At 67.9% G+C, this 16,780-nt stretch carries 17 protein-coding genes; 12 read left to right on the forward strand and 5 right to left on the reverse strand.

Annotated elements, in window-relative coordinates:
* Positions 1–1,422, forward strand: a complete 1,422-nt coding sequence (locus AOZ49_RS08805; protein WP_054474888.1) for an aminotransferase-like domain-containing protein — start codon at positions 1–3, stop codon at positions 1,420–1,422.
* Here AOZ49_RS08805 and AOZ49_RS08810 read toward each other — a convergent pair whose 3' ends face one another.
* Both AOZ49_RS08810 and AOZ49_RS08815 read right to left on the reverse strand, forming a co-directional pair.
* Positions 1,423–2,703 carry a c-type cytochrome gene (locus AOZ49_RS08810; protein WP_054474889.1) on the reverse strand — a complete coding sequence of 427 codons (1,281 nt, stop codon included), beginning with the start codon at positions 2,701–2,703 and terminating at the stop codon, positions 1,423–1,425. It lies immediately after the preceding gene.
* An 11-nt stretch (positions 2,704–2,714) separates the two neighbouring features.
* A complete protein-coding gene (locus AOZ49_RS08815) occupies positions 2,715–3,470 on the reverse strand; it encodes a c-type cytochrome (protein WP_156333355.1) in 756 nt (251 codons plus the stop codon).
* Between the two features lie 201 nt (positions 3,471–3,671).
* Between AOZ49_RS08815 and rapZ the strand changes: the two genes are divergently transcribed.
* Both rapZ and AOZ49_RS08825 read left to right on the forward strand, forming a co-directional pair.
* On the forward strand, positions 3,672–4,544 hold the full coding sequence (gene rapZ / locus AOZ49_RS08820) for an RNase adapter RapZ (RefSeq protein ID WP_035361057.1): 873 nt from the start codon (positions 3,672–3,674) through the stop codon (positions 4,542–4,544).
* The gene (locus AOZ49_RS08825; protein WP_054474890.1) at positions 4,541–5,500 is read left to right on the forward strand and encodes a septal ring lytic transglycosylase RlpA family protein; all 960 of its coding nucleotides are present in this window, start codon (positions 4,541–4,543) and stop codon (positions 5,498–5,500) included. The genes rapZ and AOZ49_RS08825 overlap by 4 nt, the downstream gene beginning before the upstream one ends.
* A gap of 13 nt (positions 5,501–5,513) precedes the next feature.
* Here AOZ49_RS08825 and AOZ49_RS08830 read toward each other — a convergent pair whose 3' ends face one another.
* Positions 5,514–6,131, reverse strand: a complete 618-nt coding sequence (locus AOZ49_RS08830) for a methylated-DNA--[protein]-cysteine S-methyltransferase (protein ID WP_054429284.1) — start codon at positions 6,129–6,131, stop codon at positions 5,514–5,516.
* A gap of 4 nt (positions 6,132–6,135) precedes the next feature.
* The gene (gene rsmI, locus AOZ49_RS08835) at positions 6,136–7,065 is read right to left on the reverse strand and encodes a 16S rRNA (cytidine(1402)-2'-O)-methyltransferase (protein WP_054474891.1); all 930 of its coding nucleotides are present in this window, start codon (positions 7,063–7,065) and stop codon (positions 6,136–6,138) included.
* 65 nt (positions 7,066–7,130) lie between these two features.
* Between rsmI and AOZ49_RS08840 the strand changes: the two genes are divergently transcribed.
* From AOZ49_RS08840 to AOZ49_RS08855, 4 genes are read left to right on the forward strand one after another with little or no spacing between them, the layout of a single operon-like run.
* Entirely contained in the window at positions 7,131–7,610 is a 480-nt protein-coding gene (locus AOZ49_RS08840; protein WP_054429282.1) for a YraN family protein, read from the forward strand.
* 30 nt (positions 7,611–7,640) lie between these two features.
* Positions 7,641–8,234 (forward strand): phosphoheptose isomerase, encoded by a 594-nt coding sequence (locus tag AOZ49_RS08845; RefSeq protein ID WP_006389868.1) that lies wholly within the window; start codon positions 7,641–7,643, stop codon positions 8,232–8,234.
* Positions 8,231–8,974 carry a BON domain-containing protein gene (locus tag AOZ49_RS08850; protein ID WP_054429281.1) on the forward strand — a complete coding sequence of 248 codons (744 nt, stop codon included), beginning with the start codon at positions 8,231–8,233 and terminating at the stop codon, positions 8,972–8,974. The genes AOZ49_RS08845 and AOZ49_RS08850 overlap by 4 nt, the downstream gene beginning before the upstream one ends.
* Positions 8,971–9,465: a peroxiredoxin family protein gene (locus tag AOZ49_RS08855; protein ID WP_006391817.1), complete on the forward strand. Its 495-nt coding sequence runs from the start codon at positions 8,971–8,973 to the stop codon at positions 9,463–9,465. Before AOZ49_RS08850 ends, AOZ49_RS08855 begins: the two co-directional genes overlap by 4 nt.
* A 192-nt stretch (positions 9,466–9,657) precedes the next feature.
* Here AOZ49_RS08855 and AOZ49_RS08860 read toward each other — a convergent pair whose 3' ends face one another.
* Positions 9,658–10,446 (reverse strand): MetQ/NlpA family ABC transporter substrate-binding protein, encoded by a 789-nt coding sequence (locus AOZ49_RS08860; protein ID WP_006391818.1) that lies wholly within the window; start codon positions 10,444–10,446, stop codon positions 9,658–9,660.
* Between the two features lie 334 nt (positions 10,447–10,780).
* On the opposite strand from AOZ49_RS08860, the gene argB reads away from it, so the two are divergent.
* From argB to AOZ49_RS08885, 5 genes are all read left to right on the forward strand, one after another.
* Positions 10,781–11,683 (forward strand): acetylglutamate kinase, encoded by a 903-nt coding sequence (argB, locus tag AOZ49_RS08865; RefSeq protein WP_006391819.1) that lies wholly within the window; start codon positions 10,781–10,783, stop codon positions 11,681–11,683.
* Positions 11,683–12,429 carry a pyrimidine 5'-nucleotidase gene (locus tag AOZ49_RS08870; protein WP_054429280.1) on the forward strand — a complete coding sequence of 249 codons (747 nt, stop codon included), beginning with the start codon at positions 11,683–11,685 and terminating at the stop codon, positions 12,427–12,429. The genes argB and AOZ49_RS08870 overlap by 1 nt, the downstream gene beginning before the upstream one ends.
* A 42-nt stretch (positions 12,430–12,471) precedes the next feature.
* Positions 12,472–13,047 carry a nucleoid occlusion factor SlmA gene (slmA, locus tag AOZ49_RS08875; protein WP_054474892.1) on the forward strand — a complete coding sequence of 192 codons (576 nt, stop codon included), beginning with the start codon at positions 12,472–12,474 and terminating at the stop codon, positions 13,045–13,047.
* Between the two features lie 284 nt (positions 13,048–13,331).
* Positions 13,332–14,825: a DASS family sodium-coupled anion symporter gene (locus tag AOZ49_RS08880; protein WP_082380369.1), complete on the forward strand. Its 1,494-nt coding sequence runs from the start codon at positions 13,332–13,334 to the stop codon at positions 14,823–14,825.
* Between the two features lie 12 nt (positions 14,826–14,837).
* Positions 14,838–15,887, forward strand: coding sequence for an Ldh family oxidoreductase (locus tag AOZ49_RS08885; protein WP_054474894.1), 1,050 nt, complete (start codon positions 14,838–14,840; stop codon positions 15,885–15,887).
* Positions 15,888–16,780 lie beyond the last annotated feature (893 nt).

A 16,780-nucleotide genomic window follows, 5' to 3' on the forward strand; every position in this document is an offset into this window, starting at 1 on the left:
GTGAGCCTTTACGAGAAACTCGCCAACGAGATCGCCAGGTCCATCCGCGACGGCGTGCTGCGCGTGGGCGACAAGCTGCCGTCGGTGCGCGACGCCTGCGCCAGCCGCGGCGTCAGCCCGTCGACGGTGTTCCAGGCCTACTACCTGCTGGAAGCGCGCGGCCTGATCCGCGCCCGCCCCCGCTCCGGCTACTACGTCAACGCGCGCGGCGACAGCCTGCCGCCGGAACCCGACACCTCCTGTCCCGACGGCGAATCGACCGAACTGGCGATCAGCGAACGCATCTTCGACATCCTCGATTCGGTGCGCAACCGCGACGTCACGCCGCTGGGCTCCGCCTTTCCGTCCCCCCTGCTGTTCCCGCTGCCACGGCTGGCCCAGGCCATGTCGGCGCATCTCAAGCGCCAGGATCCGCTGGACACGATGGAGGACCTGTCGCCCGGCAACCCAGGCCTGCGCCGGCAGATCGCGTTGCGCTACCTGATCGCCGGCATCAACGTGCCGGCCAACGACATCGTGGTCACCAACGGCGCGCTGGAAGCGCTCAACCTGTGCCTGCAGGCGGTGACGCAGCCCGGCGATACGGTCATCGTCGAAGCGCCGACCTTCTACGGCGCGCTGCAGGCGCTGGAGCGCCTGGGGCTGAAGGCGCTGGAAGTGCCGACGCATCCACGCACCGGCATCGACCTGGGCGCGATGGAAGCCGCGATCCAGCGTCACGCGCCCAGGGCCTGCTGGCTGATGACGCAGTTCCAGAATCCGCTGGGCAGCCTGATGCCCGAGGACAAGAAACGGCAACTGGTCGAACTGCTGGCGCGCCACCAGATCCCGTTGATCGAGGACGATGTCTACGGAGAACTGTATTTCGGCGCGACGCGGCCGGTGCCCGCCAAGGCCTTCGACAAGCAGGGCCTGGTGCTGCACTGCTCCTCATTCTCCAAATGCCTGGCGCCGGGCTACCGCATCGGCTGGGCCAGCGCGGGCCGCTATACGCAGCGCGTGCAGCGGCTGAAGCTGTCGTCCACGCTGTCGGCGTCGAGCCCGGCGCAGGGCGCCATCGCCGAATACCTGGAACAAGGCGGCTACGACCGCCACCTGCGCCGCCTGCGCGAAACGCTGCAGGCACAACAGGATCTGATGGCCAATGCGATCGCGCGCGAGTTTCCCGCGGGCACCCGCGTGACGCGGCCGCAGGGCGGCTTTTTCCTGTGGCTGGAGATGCCGGCGGCGGTCAATGCGCTGGCCCTGCATCGGCAAGCGCTGGCGCGCGGCATCAGCGTGGCGCCCGGCCCGATCTTCTCGGCCAGCGGCCGGTTCGGCAACGCGCTGCGGCTGAACTACGGCCACCCCTGGGACGAGGCCCAGGCCGACGCCATCCGCGTCCTGGGCGAGATGGCGCGCGCGGCCGCGCACTCGTCCTGATCAGTTGCGGGTCGAGGCGGCGCGGGCGCGCTTGACCTCCAGCGGCGTCACGCCGCCCGCCTCGTTGCCCCAGCTGTTGCGGATGTAGGACACCAGCATCGCGATATCGTTGTCATTGAGCAATTGGCCGAACGGCGGCATGCCGTGCGGCCGCGGGTTGGCCGCGGTGGCGGGCGCGAAGCCGCCGTCCAGCACCATGCGGATGGCGTTGACCGGCGACGGCGCGGTCACCGTCGGATTGCCCGCCAGCGCGGGCCAGGCGCCGGGACTGCCCTCGCCTTGCGGCTGGTGGCATTGCACGCATTGCTGGCGGTAGATCTTGCCGCCCAGCTCCATGGCCGCCGGCGAGACCGGCGTGGCCGGCCGTGCCGCCACGGGGGTCGCCGGCAACGACTTCAGGTACACGCCCATCGCCAGCGCATCGTCCTCGGTCAGGTGCTGGGTGCTGCCCAGCACCACCTCGGCCATCGGACCGCTGGCGCTGGAATGCGCCGCCATGCCGGTGCGCAGCAAGGCGGCGATATCCTCGGCCGACCAGCGTCCCAGGCCCGTCCGCGGATCATTGGTCAGCGGCGGCGCATACCAGTCCAGCATCGGGATGATGCCGCCGGCCAGGCCGTCGGCCGCGCGCGTCGCGCCCAGGCTGTTGCGCGGCGCGTGGCAGGCGGCGCAATGGCCCAGGCCCTCGACCAGATAGCGGCCGCGGTTCCACTGCGTCGACTGGCCCGAATCGGCTTCCTGCACCCCCGGCCGGAAATACAGGGCGCGCCAGGCGGCCAGCAGGAGGCGCTGGTCGTACGGGAAATCGAGATCGGGCGCGCGGCTGGGCTGGTTCACCGGCGTGATCGTGCGCAGGTAGGCGAACAGCGCATCGGCGTCCGCCCGCGTCACGCGGGTGTATTCGGTGTACGGGAAGGCCGGGTACAGCAGCGTGCCGTCGCGCGACTTGCCGTTGTGCAGCGCCTGCCAGAAATCGTCCGCGCTCCAGGCGCCGATGCCGGTCTTCTCGTCGGGCGTGATGTTGGGTCCGTAGATCGTGCCGAACGGCGTCGGGATGGGCGTGCCGCCGGCATAGGCCTGGCCGCCGCGCGCGGTGTGGCAGGCCATGCAATTGCCGGCCAGCGCCAGGTAGCGGCCGCGCTCGATGCGCTGCTGCGGATCGGCCGGCGCCACGGCCGCGCCGGTGCTGGCGTCGTCGCGCGTGCCGAGCCAATACAGCGCGCCCAGCGCGATCACGGCCAGCGCCAGCAAGGCGCCCAGGATTCGCTTCATCAGTTTCATCCGGCGGCCCCTCAACGTTGCGCCTGGCTGCCGCACTCGGCGGGCAGGCGCAAAGCGCCGGCGGGCTCGGGCGCATAGGTGTCGGCCACCGGCTGCGACGACAGCCAGGCCGCCAGGGCGCCGATGTCTTCGGGCGTGAGCTTGTGGGCGATGTCCGCCATGCAGTCCGGCGCGGCGGCGCGGCGCAGGCCGTTCTTCCAGCTGCCGATCTGCGAGCCGACGTAGTCGCGCGGCAGGCCCAGCAAGCCGGGAATGGCCGGCAGCACCCCGCCGAGCGAGGCGCCATGACAGGCGGCACAGGCCGGCAGGCCACGGGCGGCATCGCCCGACAGCGCCAGCTTGCGGCCGGCCTCGAGCGTGGCGGCCGAGACCTCGGCGCGCACCGGCGGCGGATACGGCACGTGCTGCGCCGAGAAATAGGCGGCCATCTCGTGCAGGTAGGCGTCGGGCAGGCCCGTCAACAGGTGCGCCATGGGCCGGTACTGGCGCCGGTCGTCGCGGAAGTTCAGCAGCTGGTGGTAGAGGTATTCCTGCGGCTTGCCCGCCAGGCGCGGGTAGTACCCGTCGGCGCCGGCGCGGCCCTGCTCGCCATGACAGGCCGTACAGGCCGCCACCCGCGCCGCCATGGTGCCGGGCTGCAGCGCCTGGGGCGTGTCCTGGGCCAACGCGGGCGCTGTCGAAAAGGCAACAACGGCGGCGGCCAGGAGGCGGGATTTTGCCCGGAACCGTGGCAGTGAAACACTACGAAAGGAAATGAAGGCTAACATCTAGGATCAGTTAACACTAAGTCGAATTCCAACCCCGAAAGCGCATGGCGGCGGGGCGCGTAGATGAATCGGTCGTGTGTGCGGGTGCCCAAGCTTACGCCGGGTCCCGCCAGGCAGTACAGGCGCAGATTCGCAGTTTACGGCCATATCAGATGCCAACCCGCCGGCATCCTCCTGGAAAAGCGTGCCACAATCATGTCCATGTTGAAAGTCGTCCTCGTTACCGGCATCTCAGGCTCAGGCAAGTCCGTTGCCCTGCGCATGCTCGAGGACGCCAGCTACACCTGCGTCGACAACCTGCCCGTGCGGTTCCTGACCGAGTTCGTGGCCAACGCCCGCGACGACGGCCTGGAACGCGTGGCCGTCGCCATCGACGTGCGTTCGCCCGGCGAACTGGCCGAACTTCCCGATGTGGTCACCGCGCTGCGCGCCATGGGCACCAGCCTGCGCGTGGTGTTCCTGGACGCCAGCACCGACACCCTGGTGCAGCGCTATTCCGAATCCCGCCGCCGCCATCCGCTGACCGACCGCCTGCAACGCGGCGGCACCGCGCCGTCGCTGACCGACTGCATCGCGCTCGAACGCGAACTGCTGGCGCCGCTGCGCGAGCAGGAACACGTCATCGACACCTCGGAGCTGACGCCGGGCCAATTGCGCGCCTGGATCCGCGACCTGATCCAGGCCGACCGCGCGCCGCTGGTGCTGACCTTCGAATCGTTCGCGTACAAGCGCGGCGTGCCGCGCGACGCCGACCTGGTGTTCGACGTGCGCTGCCTGCCCAATCCCTACTACGACCGCAACCTGCGTCCGCTGACCGGCCGCGACGAACCCGTCGCCGCCTGGCTGGCGGGTTATGAACAGGTGGGGCTGATGATCGACGACATCACCGGCTTCCTGAACCGCTGGCTGCCGCAGTACACGCAAGACACCCGCAACTACCTCACCGTCGCCATCGGCTGCACCGGCGGCCAGCACCGTTCGGTCTATGTGGTCGAACAACTGGCCAAGCGCTTTGCCGACCACGACCCGCTGCTGGTGCGCCATCGCACCCAACTGCCCGACGAATCCGCATGATCCTGTCCCGTCCGCTCCATATCCTGATGATGCTGTTGCTGGCCATTGCCGTGGCCGGCTGCTCTTCCACCGGGGGACGTAAAAAGGGCGGCGGGTACTACAAGGACGACGGCCCGGACGCCAATCCGCCGTCCAACCTGGACCAGGTGCCGGACGCGGTGCCGCGCATCGAGCCCTACGCCAGCGGCGCCAACCGCCCCTACGTGGTGTTCGGCCAGCGTTACGTGCCGGACACCACCGGCCAGCCCTACAAGCGCCAGGGCATCGCCTCGTGGTACGGCAAGAAATTCCACGGCAACTCGACCTCGATCGGCGAACCGTACGACATGTACGCCATGACGGCGGCCCACACCACGCTGCCGATTCCCAGCTATGCGCGGGTCACCAGCCTGGTCAACGGCAAGACCATCATCGTGCGGGTCAACGACCGCGGGCCGTTCCACAGCGACCGCATCATGGACCTGTCGTACGTGGCCGCCTACAAGCTGGGCATCATCGGGCCGGGCAGCGGCCAGGTGGTGGTGAAAAGCATCCAGCAGGACGAGATCCGCCGATGGGCCTCGCAAGGGCCCGCCCCCGAGCCCGCCTCGGCGACCGGTTCGACGCCGGTGGCCACGCCCGTGGCGGCCGCCCCCGTGGCGCTCGAGCCGCAACCGCTGGCGCAGCAGCCGGCGCCCGCGCCGGGCAGCGCGCCGGTGCGCCAACCGGCGGCCGGCGGCATCGGCAATGTCTATCTGCAGGTGGGCGCGTTCAGCCAGCCGGCCAACGCGCAGTCGCTGGTCAGCCGCATCAACACGCAGCTGGGCGCGGCAGGCGCGCCGCCCGCGGCCGTGGAGCAATCGAACAACCTGTACCGGGTCAAGATCGGCCCCTATCCGGATCGCCAGAGCGCCCTGAACGCGGTGCAGCTGGTTTCCGACCGCATCGGCATCACGCCCAGCATCGCCGCGCAATAACGCGGCCCGCCGCCTACGGCCCCGGCGGCCAGTCGAACGACGGCTGCTCGAACGGCAGTTGCGCCTGGCCGTCACAGACGCGCCGCGCGCGCGGATTGCGGCTCAGGTACTCGCTGCCTTCATGTTTGAGCAGCGCCTGCTTGCGCGGCAGGCCGCCGCCGAAGCCGGTCAGCGAGGTATCGGCGCCGATGATGCGATGGCACGGAATGATGATGATGACGGGATTGCGGCCGACGGCGCCGCCGATGGCCTGCGCGCCCTTGGGCCGCCCCACGGTGCGCGCCAGTTCGCCGTAGCTGGCGAGCTGGCCGAAATCCAGCTTGCACAAGGCGCGCCAGACTTCATGCTGGAACGGCGTGCCGACCGGATCCAGCGCCACCTCGAACTCGCGGCGTTGGCCGGCGAACCATTCATCCAGCTCGCGCCGCGCCTGTTCCAGGATGGGATCGGATTCGCTGCGGGTCCAGCCCTCGGTCGAAGGCAGCAGGGTCTGGTCGGTGAACCAGGCGCCGCGCAGGCCCTTGGCGCTGGCGACCAGACGCATTTCGCCCAGCGGCGTGGGGATGTCACGGTAGACGATCGGCTCCGCGGCTTCGCCGGGACGCTTGCGGGTCTCTGCGGTGTAGATCATGGGCTTACGAATTCTTGCGGGCCAGGGCCCGGTTGTACAGGACGTCGCGCGACAGGCCGGTGACCTTGGCGGCGATCTTCGAGGCGTCGCGCACCGACAGGGTTTCGAGCAGCGCGTCCAGCAAGGCGTCGGCGCGCGGATCGGCGTCTTCATCGGCCTCCTGGCCGGCCTGGGCATGCGCGATCAGCACGAACTCGCCCTGCTCGCGGTGCGCGTCGGCCGCCAGCCAGGCGGCGGCCTCGCCCAGCGGAAACGTGGCGATCTCCTCGAAGCGCTTGGTCAGCTCGCGCGCCACGGTCAGCAGGCGGGCGGGGCCGCAGACCTCCAGCAGATCGGCCAGCGTCGCGGCCAGCCGGTGCGGCGATTCGAACATCACCACCGGCGCCGGCAGCGCGCACCAGGTGCGCAGCCAGCGCTGGCGCGCGGTGGCCTTGGACGGCGGAAAGCCGGCGAAAGCGTAGGCGGGATTCTCGTCGGTGGTGACGCCGCTGCCCATCAGCGCGGCGATCACGGCGCTGGGACCGGGCACCGGCACCACCGCGAAACCGGCCTCGCGCACCGCGCGCACCACGCGCGCGCCGGGATCGCTGACCGCGGGCGCGCCGGCGTCCGACACCAGCGCCACGCGCTGGCCCTGGGCCAGACGCTCGCAGATCGCCTGCGCCGCCGCGGCCTCGTTGTGCCGGTGCGCCGCCATCAGCGGCGTGCTGACGCCCCAGGCGTCCAGCAGCGTGCGGCTGGCGCGGGTGTCTTCGGCCGCGATCACGTCGGCGCGTTGCAGCGCATGCCAGGCGCGCAGCCCCAGGTCGCCCAGATTGCCGATCGGTGTGGCCACCACATACAGCGTCGAGGCGGGCAAATGCTGCCCGGCCACGCGTTCAGCGACGCGGGTCCAGGCGTCGCCGGCCACCGGGGATGAGACATTTTGATTCATTGCTGCCTACTTACGCGGAAAACCATGCCAGTGTAGCCGCCATCGTCCCCCGTTTCGGAACTGGCATGCCGGATGACACATTCGCTTTCGAGCTGGCCCTGGCGGCGCGCCGCCGCGCGCAAAAGCGGCGCCGGCGCGCCTCGACGCGCGCCAACGCCGACGATCGCCCGGCGCCGCGGCGCTCGCCGCGCCAGCGTATCGGCGATGGCCACGAAGACGCCGCCCTGCGCCTGCTGCGGGCCGCCGGCCTGGTGCTGCTGGCCCGCAACCTGGGCTGCCGCGCCGGCGAGATCGACCTGGTCATGCGCGACGGCGACGTCCTCGTGTTCGTCGAAGTGCGCTCGCGCCAGGGCGGCGCCTATGGCGGCGCGGCCGCCAGCATCGGCCGCGACAAGCAGGCGCGCCTGGCGCGCGCGGCGGCGCACTGGCTGCCGACCCTGGCCCTGCGCCACTGGCATGGCGCCACGCCCGCCGCACGCTTCGACGCCGTGGTGTTCGACGGCGGCCAGGTCCGGTGGCTGCGCGCGGCGTTCGCGCTGGCTTGATTCCGGCCCGCCCGTGAGATAATCGCGGCCATGGATATGACCTCTCGAATGACGTCGCACTTTCGCGACGCCATGGCCACGTACGAACAAAGCATGAACGTGCTGGCCGAGCCGCTGGCGATCGCGGTGGACGTGCTGTTTGGCGCCCTGGCCAACAACGGCAAGATTCTGGCTTGCGGCAACGGCGGCTCGGCCGCCGACGCGCAACATTTCATCGCCGAGCTGGTGGGCCGCTTCGAACGCGAACGCCTGCCCCTGGCCGGCATCGCCCTGAACACCGACACCTCGATCCTGACCGCCGTCGGCAACGACTATGGCTTCGACGAAGTGTTCGAACGCCAGGTGAACGCCTTCGGCCAGGCCGGCGACGTGCTGGTGGCCATCTCCACCAGTGGCAATTCGCCCAATGTGGTGCGCGCCATGGAGGCCGCAGCCAGCCGTGAAATGCACGTGCTGGCCCTGACCGGCAAGGGCGGCGGCGTCATGGGGGAACTCATTACGCCGATGGACGTCCATCTATGTGTTCCCAGCGATCGCACCATGCGGATCCAGGAAGTCCATATACTGCTGTTGCATGCGCTTTGCGACGGCATTGACGCTCTTCTGCTTGGAGACACCGAATGATTTCAGACGTCAGAACCGCCGCCCGCCCCCTGCTGCTCGCCGCGGCCCTGTCCGGCGCGGCCCTGTCGCTGTCCGCCTGCGCCCCCCTGATCGTGGGCGGCGCCGCCGCCACCACCGCGCTGGTGGTGACCGACCGCCGCACCTCGGGCATCCAGCTCGAAGACCAGAACATGGCCTTCAAGGCCCAGAGCCAGATCTCCCAGAAGCTGGGCGAAACGGCGCGCGTCAATGCCATGGCCTATGGCGGCCACCTGCTGCTGACCGGCGACGTGCCCACCGAGGAAGCCAAGTCCCAGGCCACCGCCATCGCCCAGAGCGTCGAGAACGTCAAGCAGGTGATCAACCAGCTCACCGTCGGCCCGATCGCGTCCTTCGGCGTGCGTTCGAACGACACCTGGCTCACCTCCAAGGCCAAGACCGCCCTGCTCAACACCAAGTACGTGCCCTCGGGCACCATCGCCGTCACCACCGACCACAGCGTGGTCTACCTGATGGGCAAGGTGACGCAGGCCGAGGGCGACTACGCCGCCAACGCCGTGGCGGATCTCGGCGGCGTCGCAAAGGTGGTTAAACTGTTCGAGACCATCAGCCGCGAGGAAGCGATTCGCCTGTCGAACAGCGGCAGCAAGTCGACCACCACTGAAACCAAGGCCCCCATCGAGAGCGACCCGAATGCCGCCGGCAGCGGCGGCGGCGCGCCCAGCGGTGGCAGCGCCGTAGAGGCCATGCCCATCAAATGAAAAAAGCCATCGTAGCCCTGGCCGTCCTGGTGGCGGTCGGCATCGGCGCCTGGTTCGTCATGCGCCCGGCGCAGACCGCGCCCAACGTCACCTTCACCACGCTGGAAGGCAAGACCTTCTCGATGCAGGACCTGCGCGGCAAGGTGGTGCTGGTGAAGTTCTGGGCCACCAGCTGTGTCACCTGCGTCAAGCAGATGCCCGAGACCATCTCCGCCTACAACGAGTACGCGGGCAAGGGCTACGAGGCCATCGCGGTCGCCATGGACTACGATCCGCCCAACTTCGTGCTGAACTTCACCGAAAGCCGCAAGCTGCCGTTCCCGGTGGCGCTGGACACCAAGGGCGACATCGCCCGCGCCTTCGGCGACATCCGCCTGACGCCCACCGCGTTCCTGATCGACAAGCAGGGACACATTATCAAGCGCTACCTGGGTGAATACGACGTGGCCGAATTCCACGCCACCGTCGAAAAGGCCCTGGCCGCCGGCTGATCCCGCCCCGCCATTGTTCAGAACCGCCCGCTTGCCGGGCGGTTTTCATTGAGTCTCGCCCCAACGCGCCGGCGCCGCCCCCGGGGCCAGGCCACGCGGCCCCTGCCCGTACCCGACGCCGTGTCCCGGCCCAAAAAGAAACCGCCCGCATGCGCGGGCGGTTTCGGCGGCGGAGTCAGGCCCGCGTCGCGATCAGAACGCCGGCACCACGGCGCCCTTGTACTTGTCGAGGATGAACTTCTTCACCTCGGGCGAGTGCAGCGCGTTGACCAGCTTCTTGATCCCCGGCGCGTCCTTGTTGTCGGCGCGGGTCACCAGGATGTTGGCGTAGGGCGAGTCGGCGCCTTCGATGAACAGCGCGTCCTTGGTCGGCACCAGGCCGGCTTCGAGCGCGTAGTTGGTGTTGATCAGGGCCAGGTCGACGTCATCCAGCGAGCGCGGCAGCATGGCGGCCTCGAGTTCGCGGAACTTCAGTTTCTTGGGGTTCTCGACCACGTCGGCGGCGGTCGCCAGGATGTTGGACGGATCCTTCAGCTTGATGATGCCCTGCTTCTGCAGCAGCACCAGCGCGCGGCCGCCGTTGGACGGGTCGTTCGGGATGGCGACGATGGCGCCGTCCTTCAGTTCGGCCAGGGTCTTGATCTTCTTGGAGTAGCCGCCGAAGGGTTCGACGTGCACCAGGGCGACCGGCACCAGCGTGGCCTTGCGGTCCTTGTTGAAGGTGTCCAGGTACGGCTTGTGCTGGAAGAAGTTGGCGTCGAGCTGCTTGTCGGCCAGTTGCAGGTTGGGCTGGACGTAGTCGTTGAAGACCTTGATGTCGAGTTCCACGCCTTCCTTGGCCAGCTGCGGCTTGACCACTTCCAGGATCTCGGCGTGCGGGACCTGGGTGGCGCCCACCACGATCTTTTCGGCGTGAGCGGCGGTGGCCGCCACCAGGAGAGCCGACGCCACCAGGGCGGAACGGACGAAATTCAAACGCATGAGTTGCCTCTTTTATAGGTAGAAATTGGGGGCAAATGCCCAGCCGGTGTGGAGAATCCCCCTCATGAGGGGCGCTCCGTTGCGAAAACGCCCCCAATTTACCCCAATGCCGGTTATTTGTCGGGCATATGAACATGGGTTTAAAGCATAAGGAACCTGCGCAGACTACAATCCGTCGTATGCTTGCGCTACCGCGTTGCCAACGCGTTCCTGTGCAGGCATTTTTTACTGCCGGACCCCACGCCCCCACGGGGGGGCAATGCCATCGCGCCATCATCGGCGCAGGCTTTCAACCTCTAACTTTCATACCCTACTTATTGCCGACTTAGCTGCCATGACCGACACCCCCGACCCTGCTGCCGTCTCGTCTCCTGCTGTCAAAGCCGCGGTGCTCTCCGAAGCGCTGCCTTATATCCGACGATTCCACGGCAAAACCATCGTGGTCAAGTACGGCGGCAACGCCATGACGGAAGAGCGATTGCAACGCAGCTTCGCGCATGACGTGGTGTTGCTCAAGCTGGTGGGTCTGAATCCGGTGGTGGTGCACGGCGGCGGTCCGCAGATCGACGACGCGCTGCGCCGCATCGGCAAGCAGGGCACCTTCATCCAGGGCATGCGCGTCACCGACGCCGAGACCATGGAAGTGGTCGAATGGGTGCTGGGCGGCCAGGTCCAGCAGGACATCGTCATGATGATCAACGAGGTCGGCGGCAAGGCCGTGGGCCTGACCGGCAAGGACGGCGGACTGATCCAGGCCCAGAAAAAGCTGATGGCCAACAAGGAAAATCCCGCCGAACCGATCGACATCGGCTTCGTCGGCGACATCACCCTGGTCGAGCCGGCGGTGGTCAAGGCCCTGCAGGACGACCAGTTCATTCCGGTCATCTCGCCCATCGGCTACGGCGAGGACGGCACCGCCTACAACATCAACGCCGACGTTGTCGCCGGCAAGATGGCCGAAGTGCTGGGCGCCGAAAAGCTGCTGATGCTGACCAACACCCCGGGCGTGCTGGACAAGGCGGGCAAGCTGCTGCGCAGCCTGTCGGCCCAGACCATCGACGAGCTGTTCGCCGACGGCACCATCTCGGGCGGCATGCTGCCCAAGATCTCGTCCGCGCTCGATGCCGCCAAGAACGGCGTCAACTCGGTGCACATCGTCGACGGCCGCGTGCCGCACTGCCTGCTGCTGGAAATCCTGACCGACCAAGGCGTTGGCACGATGATCAGCTCGCACTGATGCGAGCGCTGCGCACCCTGCTGCGGCCGGCGGTGCGCCAGCGCCGCTCGCGCCGCACTGCCACAGGCGCCCCCGGGCGCCTGTGGTTGTTTGATCTGGACAACACGCTCCACGACACCTCCCACGCCATCTTTCCGCGGATCGACCACGGCATGACCATGGCCGTGGCCGAGGCGCTGGATGTCGACATCGACACCGCCAACGCCGTGCGCAAGCAGTACTGGCATCGCTACGGCGCGACGATGATCGGCATGGTGCGCCACCATGGCGTCGACCCGCACGCCTTCCTGCACCGCAGCCACGACTTCGACGTCAACCCGCTGGTGCGCGCCGAGAAGGCGCTGGCCTACAAACTGCGCCAACTGCCCGGCCGCAAGGTGCTGCTGACCAACGCGCCGCTGCATTACGCGCGCGCCGTGCTGCGGCGGCTGGGCATCCTGCGCCAGTTCGACAGCCTGTGGGCCATCGAGCACATGCGCCTGCACGGTGAATTCCGCCCCAAGCCCTCGCCCGCGCTGCTGCGCTACGTACTGGCGCGCGAAGGCGTGCCGGCGCGCCAGGCGGTGCTGGTCGAGGACACCCTCGCCAACCTGCGCGGCGCCCGCCGCGCGGGGCTGCGCACGGTGCACGTGTTCCATCCGGGAACGCCGTTTTCACGCGGCCGCGCACAGCGGCCGTCGTATGTCGACTTGCGGGTAAACTGCGTCAGTGATCTGCTGCTGCGCCGGCGTCCCTTGCGGGGCTAGCGCCCCTCCCCCACCCCTGCCTGCGTACCACCAGACCCGTCCATGGCGAGCAAACCCGGCGAGCGCAAGACCCAGATTCTGCAGACCCTGGCCGAGATGCTGGAGCAGCCGCACGCCTCGCGCATCACCACGGCGGCGCTGGCCGCCCGCCTGGAGGTCTCGGAGGCCGCGCTCTACCGGCATTTCGCCAGCAAGGCGCAGATGTTCGAGGGGCTGATCGAGTTCATCGAGACCAGCATCTTCACGCTGGTGAACCAGATCGCGATCGCCGAACCCTACGGCCTGTCACAGGCGCACCAGACGGTGTCGATGCTGCTGACGTTCTCGGAACGCAACAAGGGCATGACGCGGGTGCTGACCGGCGATGCCCTGGTCACCGAGGACAACCGGCTGCAGGAGCGCATCAACCACATCAACGACCGCATCGAGGCGTCGATCAAGCAATCGCTGCGCATCGCCGTCACCGATGGCGGCCTGCCGCCCGAGGCCAACGTGGCCGCGCATGCCAGCCTGCTGACGCACCTGGTGCTGGGACGATGGCTGCGCTATGCCCAGAGCGGCTGGCGCGTGGCGCCCACGCTGCACCTGGATGAGCAATTGCGCCTGGCGCTGGGCTGACCTGATTCGCGTCATGACCCGAACGAATTAGCGGTCCCGCACGACCGCGCTTGCGTTATTTGTTTGTTTTTACGCAACATTCACAGGGTTGCGATTTTCGCCGGCCGACGAGCATAATCTCCGGATCGGTTTTCCGACAAGCACGATTGTCCCTCGAATTGATATGCATCAATACGGGTTTTCCTCAATGCCGTCACGATCATTCTGTAGCGTCGGCACTTCGTTTTGATCCAGCCCAGGGCTGTGACGAGGTGCCGTCAGTTTGACCTCAACCGGAGATGGATATGACTGCGGAAACCGCTGTCCCTGCCTCGCAAGCCCCCAAGAAAACAAAAATCCCGATCGGCCTGGTCGCCGGCTTCCTCGTCATGATCGGCGTGCTGATGCTGCCGTTGCCGGCCGACCTGCCCGTCGCCGGCCATCGCATGCTGGCGATCCTGGCGTTCGCGGTGGTGGTGTGGATCACGGAAGCCGTGTCCTACGAAGCCAGCGCGATCATGATCACGACGCTGATGGCCTTCCTGCTGGGCACCGCGCCCACCATCAAGGACCCGCAGGTGCTGTACGGCACCTCCGCCGCCATCAGCATGGCGCTGACCGGCTTCGCCAACTCGGCGCTGGCGCTGGTCACCGGCGCCCTGTTCATCGCCGCGGCCATGACCTTCACCGGACTGGACCGGCGCATCGCGCTGGTGACGCTGTCCAAGGTCGGCACCAGCACGCGCCGCATCCTGATCGGATGTATCGCGGTGACCATCGTGCTGAGCCTGGTGGTGCCCAGCGCCACCGCCCGCAGCGCCGCCGTGGTGCCCATCATGATGGGCGTGATCGCGGCCTTCGGCGTGGACAAGCGCTCGAACATCGCCGCCGGCATCATGATCATCGTGGCGCAGGCCACCAGCATCTGGAACGTCGGCATCCAGACCGCCGCCGCGCAGAACCCGCTGACGGTCGGCTTCATGGAAAAGATGCTGGGCCAGCGCGTGGCCTGGTCGGACTGGCTGATCGCCGGCGCGCCCTGGTCGCTGATCATGTCGGCCGTGCTGATCATCATCGTGCTCAAGCTGCTGCCGCCGGAAAGCGACAGCATCGCGGGAGGCAAGGAAGCCGTCGAGAAATCGCTGCTTGAACTGGGTCCCATGACGGGCGCGCAAAAACGCCTGATGGCCGTGTCGGTCATGCTGCTGCTGTTCTGGTCGACCGAAGGCAAGCTGCACAAGTTCGACACCACCTCGACCACCTACTTCGGCCTGGTCCTGCTGCTGCTGCCGCGCTTTGGCGTGATGACCTGGAAAGACGTGCAGTCGCGCATCCCATGGGGCACCGTGATCGTGTTCGGCGTCGGCATCAGCCTGGGCACCGCGTTGCTGACCACGCAGGCCGGCCAATGGCTGGGCAACCAGGTGGTGGCGCACACCGGCCTGGACCACCTCGGCCCGCTCGCCATCTTCGCGATCCTGTCGGCCTTCCTGATCATCATCCACCTGGGGTTCGCCAGCGCCACCGCGCTGACATCGGCGATGCTGCCGATCCTGATCTCGGTGCTGGCCACGCTGCCGGGCGACTTCAGCCGCCTGGGCATGACCATGCTGCTGGGCTTCGTGGTGAGCTACGGCTTCATCCTGCCGATCAACGCGCCGCAGAACATGGTTTGCCTGGGCACCGAGACCTTCAACGCCAAGCAGTTCGCCAAGGTCGGCATCCTGGTCACCATCATCGGCTACGCGCTGATGATGCTGATGGGCATGACCTACTGGCGCTGGCTGGGCTGGCTGTAAGGAGGTCGCATCATGAAAATCTCCATTGCCCAAGCCAATGAATACGGCCGCCGCGTGCTGATGGCGCAAGGCGTGCCCGAAGATATCGCGCGCGACGTGGCCGAGCACCTGGTGGAGTCCGACCGGGTCGGCTACACCAGCCACGGCCTGTCGATCCTGACCAACTACCGACGCGTGCTGGGCGAAGGCCTGGCGCAGGCCGACGGCCGCCCCGAGCTGCTCAACGACCGCGGCGCGATGCTCGCCTATGACGGCCACAACGGCCTGGGCCAGTACGTCGGCAAGGTCGTGATCGAAAAGGCCATCGAACGCACGCAGGAGCACGGCCAGTGCATCCTGACGCTGCGCCGCAGCCATCACCTGGGCCGCATGGGCCACTACGGCGAGATGGTGGCGGCCAAGGGCCTGATCCTGCTGGCCTTCACCAACGTCATCAACCGCGCGCCCACGGTGGCGCCGTTCGGCGGCGCGCGCGCCTGCCTGACGACCAATCCGCTGTGCTTCGCCGGCCCGCTGCCAGGCGGCCGCCCGCCGTTCATCGTCGACATGGCGACCAGCTCGATCGCGGTGAACAAGGCCCGCGTGCTGGCGGCCAAGGGCGAGCAGGCGCCACCGGGATCGCTGATCGACGCGCAAGGCAATCCGACCACGGACCCGGGCGCGCTGTTCACCGATCCGCCGGGCGCGCTGCTGCCGTTCGGCGGCCACAAGGGTTACGCGATGGGCCTGGTGGCCGAGCTGCTGGCGGGCGTGCTGTCCGGCGGCGGCACGATCCAGCCGGAGCATCCGCGCAACGGGGTGGCGACGAACAACATGTTCGCGCTGCTGCTGGATCCGCAGGTGGACTTCAATACGGACTGGCGCTCGATGGAAGTGGGCGCGTTCATCGACTACCTGCATGCCTGCCCGCCGCAACCAGGCGTGGACGGCGTCCAGTATCCGGGCGAGTACGAAGCCCGCAACCGTGAGCTGAACGCGGAGTCGCTGGAATTCGCGCCCCCAATCTGGGATGGATTGAAGAAGCTGGCCGCGGACCTTGGGGTGCCTGAAGCGTTGCCTTGAGGGTTTGTGTTTACGGGTGTTTTTGCGGGCGGCTCAGGGGTTCTTGAGCCGCCCGTTGCGTTGGCGGTCGGGGGTGGCGGGGGCTACGATTGCGGTCCGGAGCCTTCGCTCCGGACTGCCCCGTTGTCAACCTCGTACGCCTTCGGCTCCCTACGGTTTCCCTCGGGCGCATCTACACGCCCCGCCACCCCCGACCGCCAACGCAACGGGCTCACGTCGTCTCGGGTTCAACATCGCAGGGGCGAATTGTGTGCTTGGCGTTTTTGCCAGCGACTGGGGGAGAGGAGGATCTTGCGGGGCCCGCCCAAAGCCGGCCGCGCGGGCGGCCTTTTTGGGCTTACGCGATGTGGGGCGTCGAGGGGGTGGCGGCGGAGCCGCTGGTGAGGGACGTGTGATGTTCATCGGCGTCGTGGGCTGAAGACTGAGACGGCTGCCACTACAACGAAAGGCGGCCACTGCCGCATCGCAATCATGCGCCGATGACACACCGCTCGCACCCAGACTGTTTGTGGTCGGCGCGAAAGGCTCGCCACGCGCAACATGTTTTTCGCCGCGCCGACCACCACCGCCCCTCCCCCAACCATGCGGAATTATCAGCCCCCCTCGTCACCCCCGCGCAGCGCACACCGCCCCAACGCCACACACCATGTATGCCGATGATGGCCGCCCGCGCGGCCATCATCGGCGGGCGACGCAAGACTCTCTCCTTACCCCACGCTGCAGCAGCGCCCCATTCCTCGACCCCGGTAGCCCGGGGCGGTGGGCGCACGGGTGGGCGCGCCGTTCAGATGCGCCCGACGGAAACCGTAGGGAGCCGAAGGCGGACGAGATTCTATGGTCCGGATCAAGCTTTTTTCAGGTTCAACCTCCCGGGATCGAAGGCTTGCCCGGTG

Source organism: Achromobacter sp. 2789STDY5608615 (assembly GCF_001298995.1).
GTDB classification, from domain to species: domain Bacteria; phylum Pseudomonadota; class Gammaproteobacteria; order Burkholderiales; family Burkholderiaceae_B; genus Achromobacter; species Achromobacter insuavis.

Coding starts and splice junctions, on each gene's coding strand:
- AOZ49_RS08810 (WP_054474889.1), bottom strand. CDS start 2,703: ATGAAACTGATGAAGCGAATCCTGGGCGCCTTGCTGGCGCTGGCCGTG.
- AOZ49_RS08815 (WP_156333355.1), bottom strand. CDS start 3,470: ATGTTAGCCTTCATTTCCTTTCGTAGTGTTTCACTGCCACGGTTCCGG.
- rapZ (WP_035361057.1), top strand. CDS start 3,672: ATGTTGAAAGTCGTCCTCGTTACCGGCATCTCAGGCTCAGGCAAGTCC.
- AOZ49_RS08825 (WP_054474890.1), top strand. CDS start 4,541: ATGATCCTGTCCCGTCCGCTCCATATCCTGATGATGCTGTTGCTGGCC.
- AOZ49_RS08830 (WP_054429284.1), bottom strand. CDS start 6,131: ATGATCTACACCGCAGAGACCCGCAAGCGTCCCGGCGAAGCCGCGGAG.
- rsmI (WP_054474891.1), bottom strand. CDS start 7,065: ATGAATCAAAATGTCTCATCCCCGGTGGCCGGCGACGCCTGGACCCGC.
- AOZ49_RS08840 (WP_054429282.1), top strand. CDS start 7,131: ATGCCGGATGACACATTCGCTTTCGAGCTGGCCCTGGCGGCGCGCCGC.
- AOZ49_RS08845 (WP_006389868.1), top strand. CDS start 7,641: ATGGATATGACCTCTCGAATGACGTCGCACTTTCGCGACGCCATGGCC.
- AOZ49_RS08850 (WP_054429281.1), top strand. CDS start 8,231: ATGATTTCAGACGTCAGAACCGCCGCCCGCCCCCTGCTGCTCGCCGCG.
- AOZ49_RS08855 (WP_006391817.1), top strand. CDS start 8,971: ATGAAAAAAGCCATCGTAGCCCTGGCCGTCCTGGTGGCGGTCGGCATC.
- AOZ49_RS08860 (WP_006391818.1), bottom strand. CDS start 10,446: ATGCGTTTGAATTTCGTCCGTTCCGCCCTGGTGGCGTCGGCTCTCCTG.
- argB (WP_006391819.1), top strand. CDS start 10,781: ATGACCGACACCCCCGACCCTGCTGCCGTCTCGTCTCCTGCTGTCAAA.
- AOZ49_RS08870 (WP_054429280.1), top strand. CDS start 11,683: ATGCGAGCGCTGCGCACCCTGCTGCGGCCGGCGGTGCGCCAGCGCCGC.
- slmA (WP_054474892.1), top strand. CDS start 12,472: ATGGCGAGCAAACCCGGCGAGCGCAAGACCCAGATTCTGCAGACCCTG.
- AOZ49_RS08880 (WP_082380369.1), top strand. CDS start 13,332: ATGACTGCGGAAACCGCTGTCCCTGCCTCGCAAGCCCCCAAGAAAACA.
- AOZ49_RS08885 (WP_054474894.1), top strand. CDS start 14,838: ATGAAAATCTCCATTGCCCAAGCCAATGAATACGGCCGCCGCGTGCTG.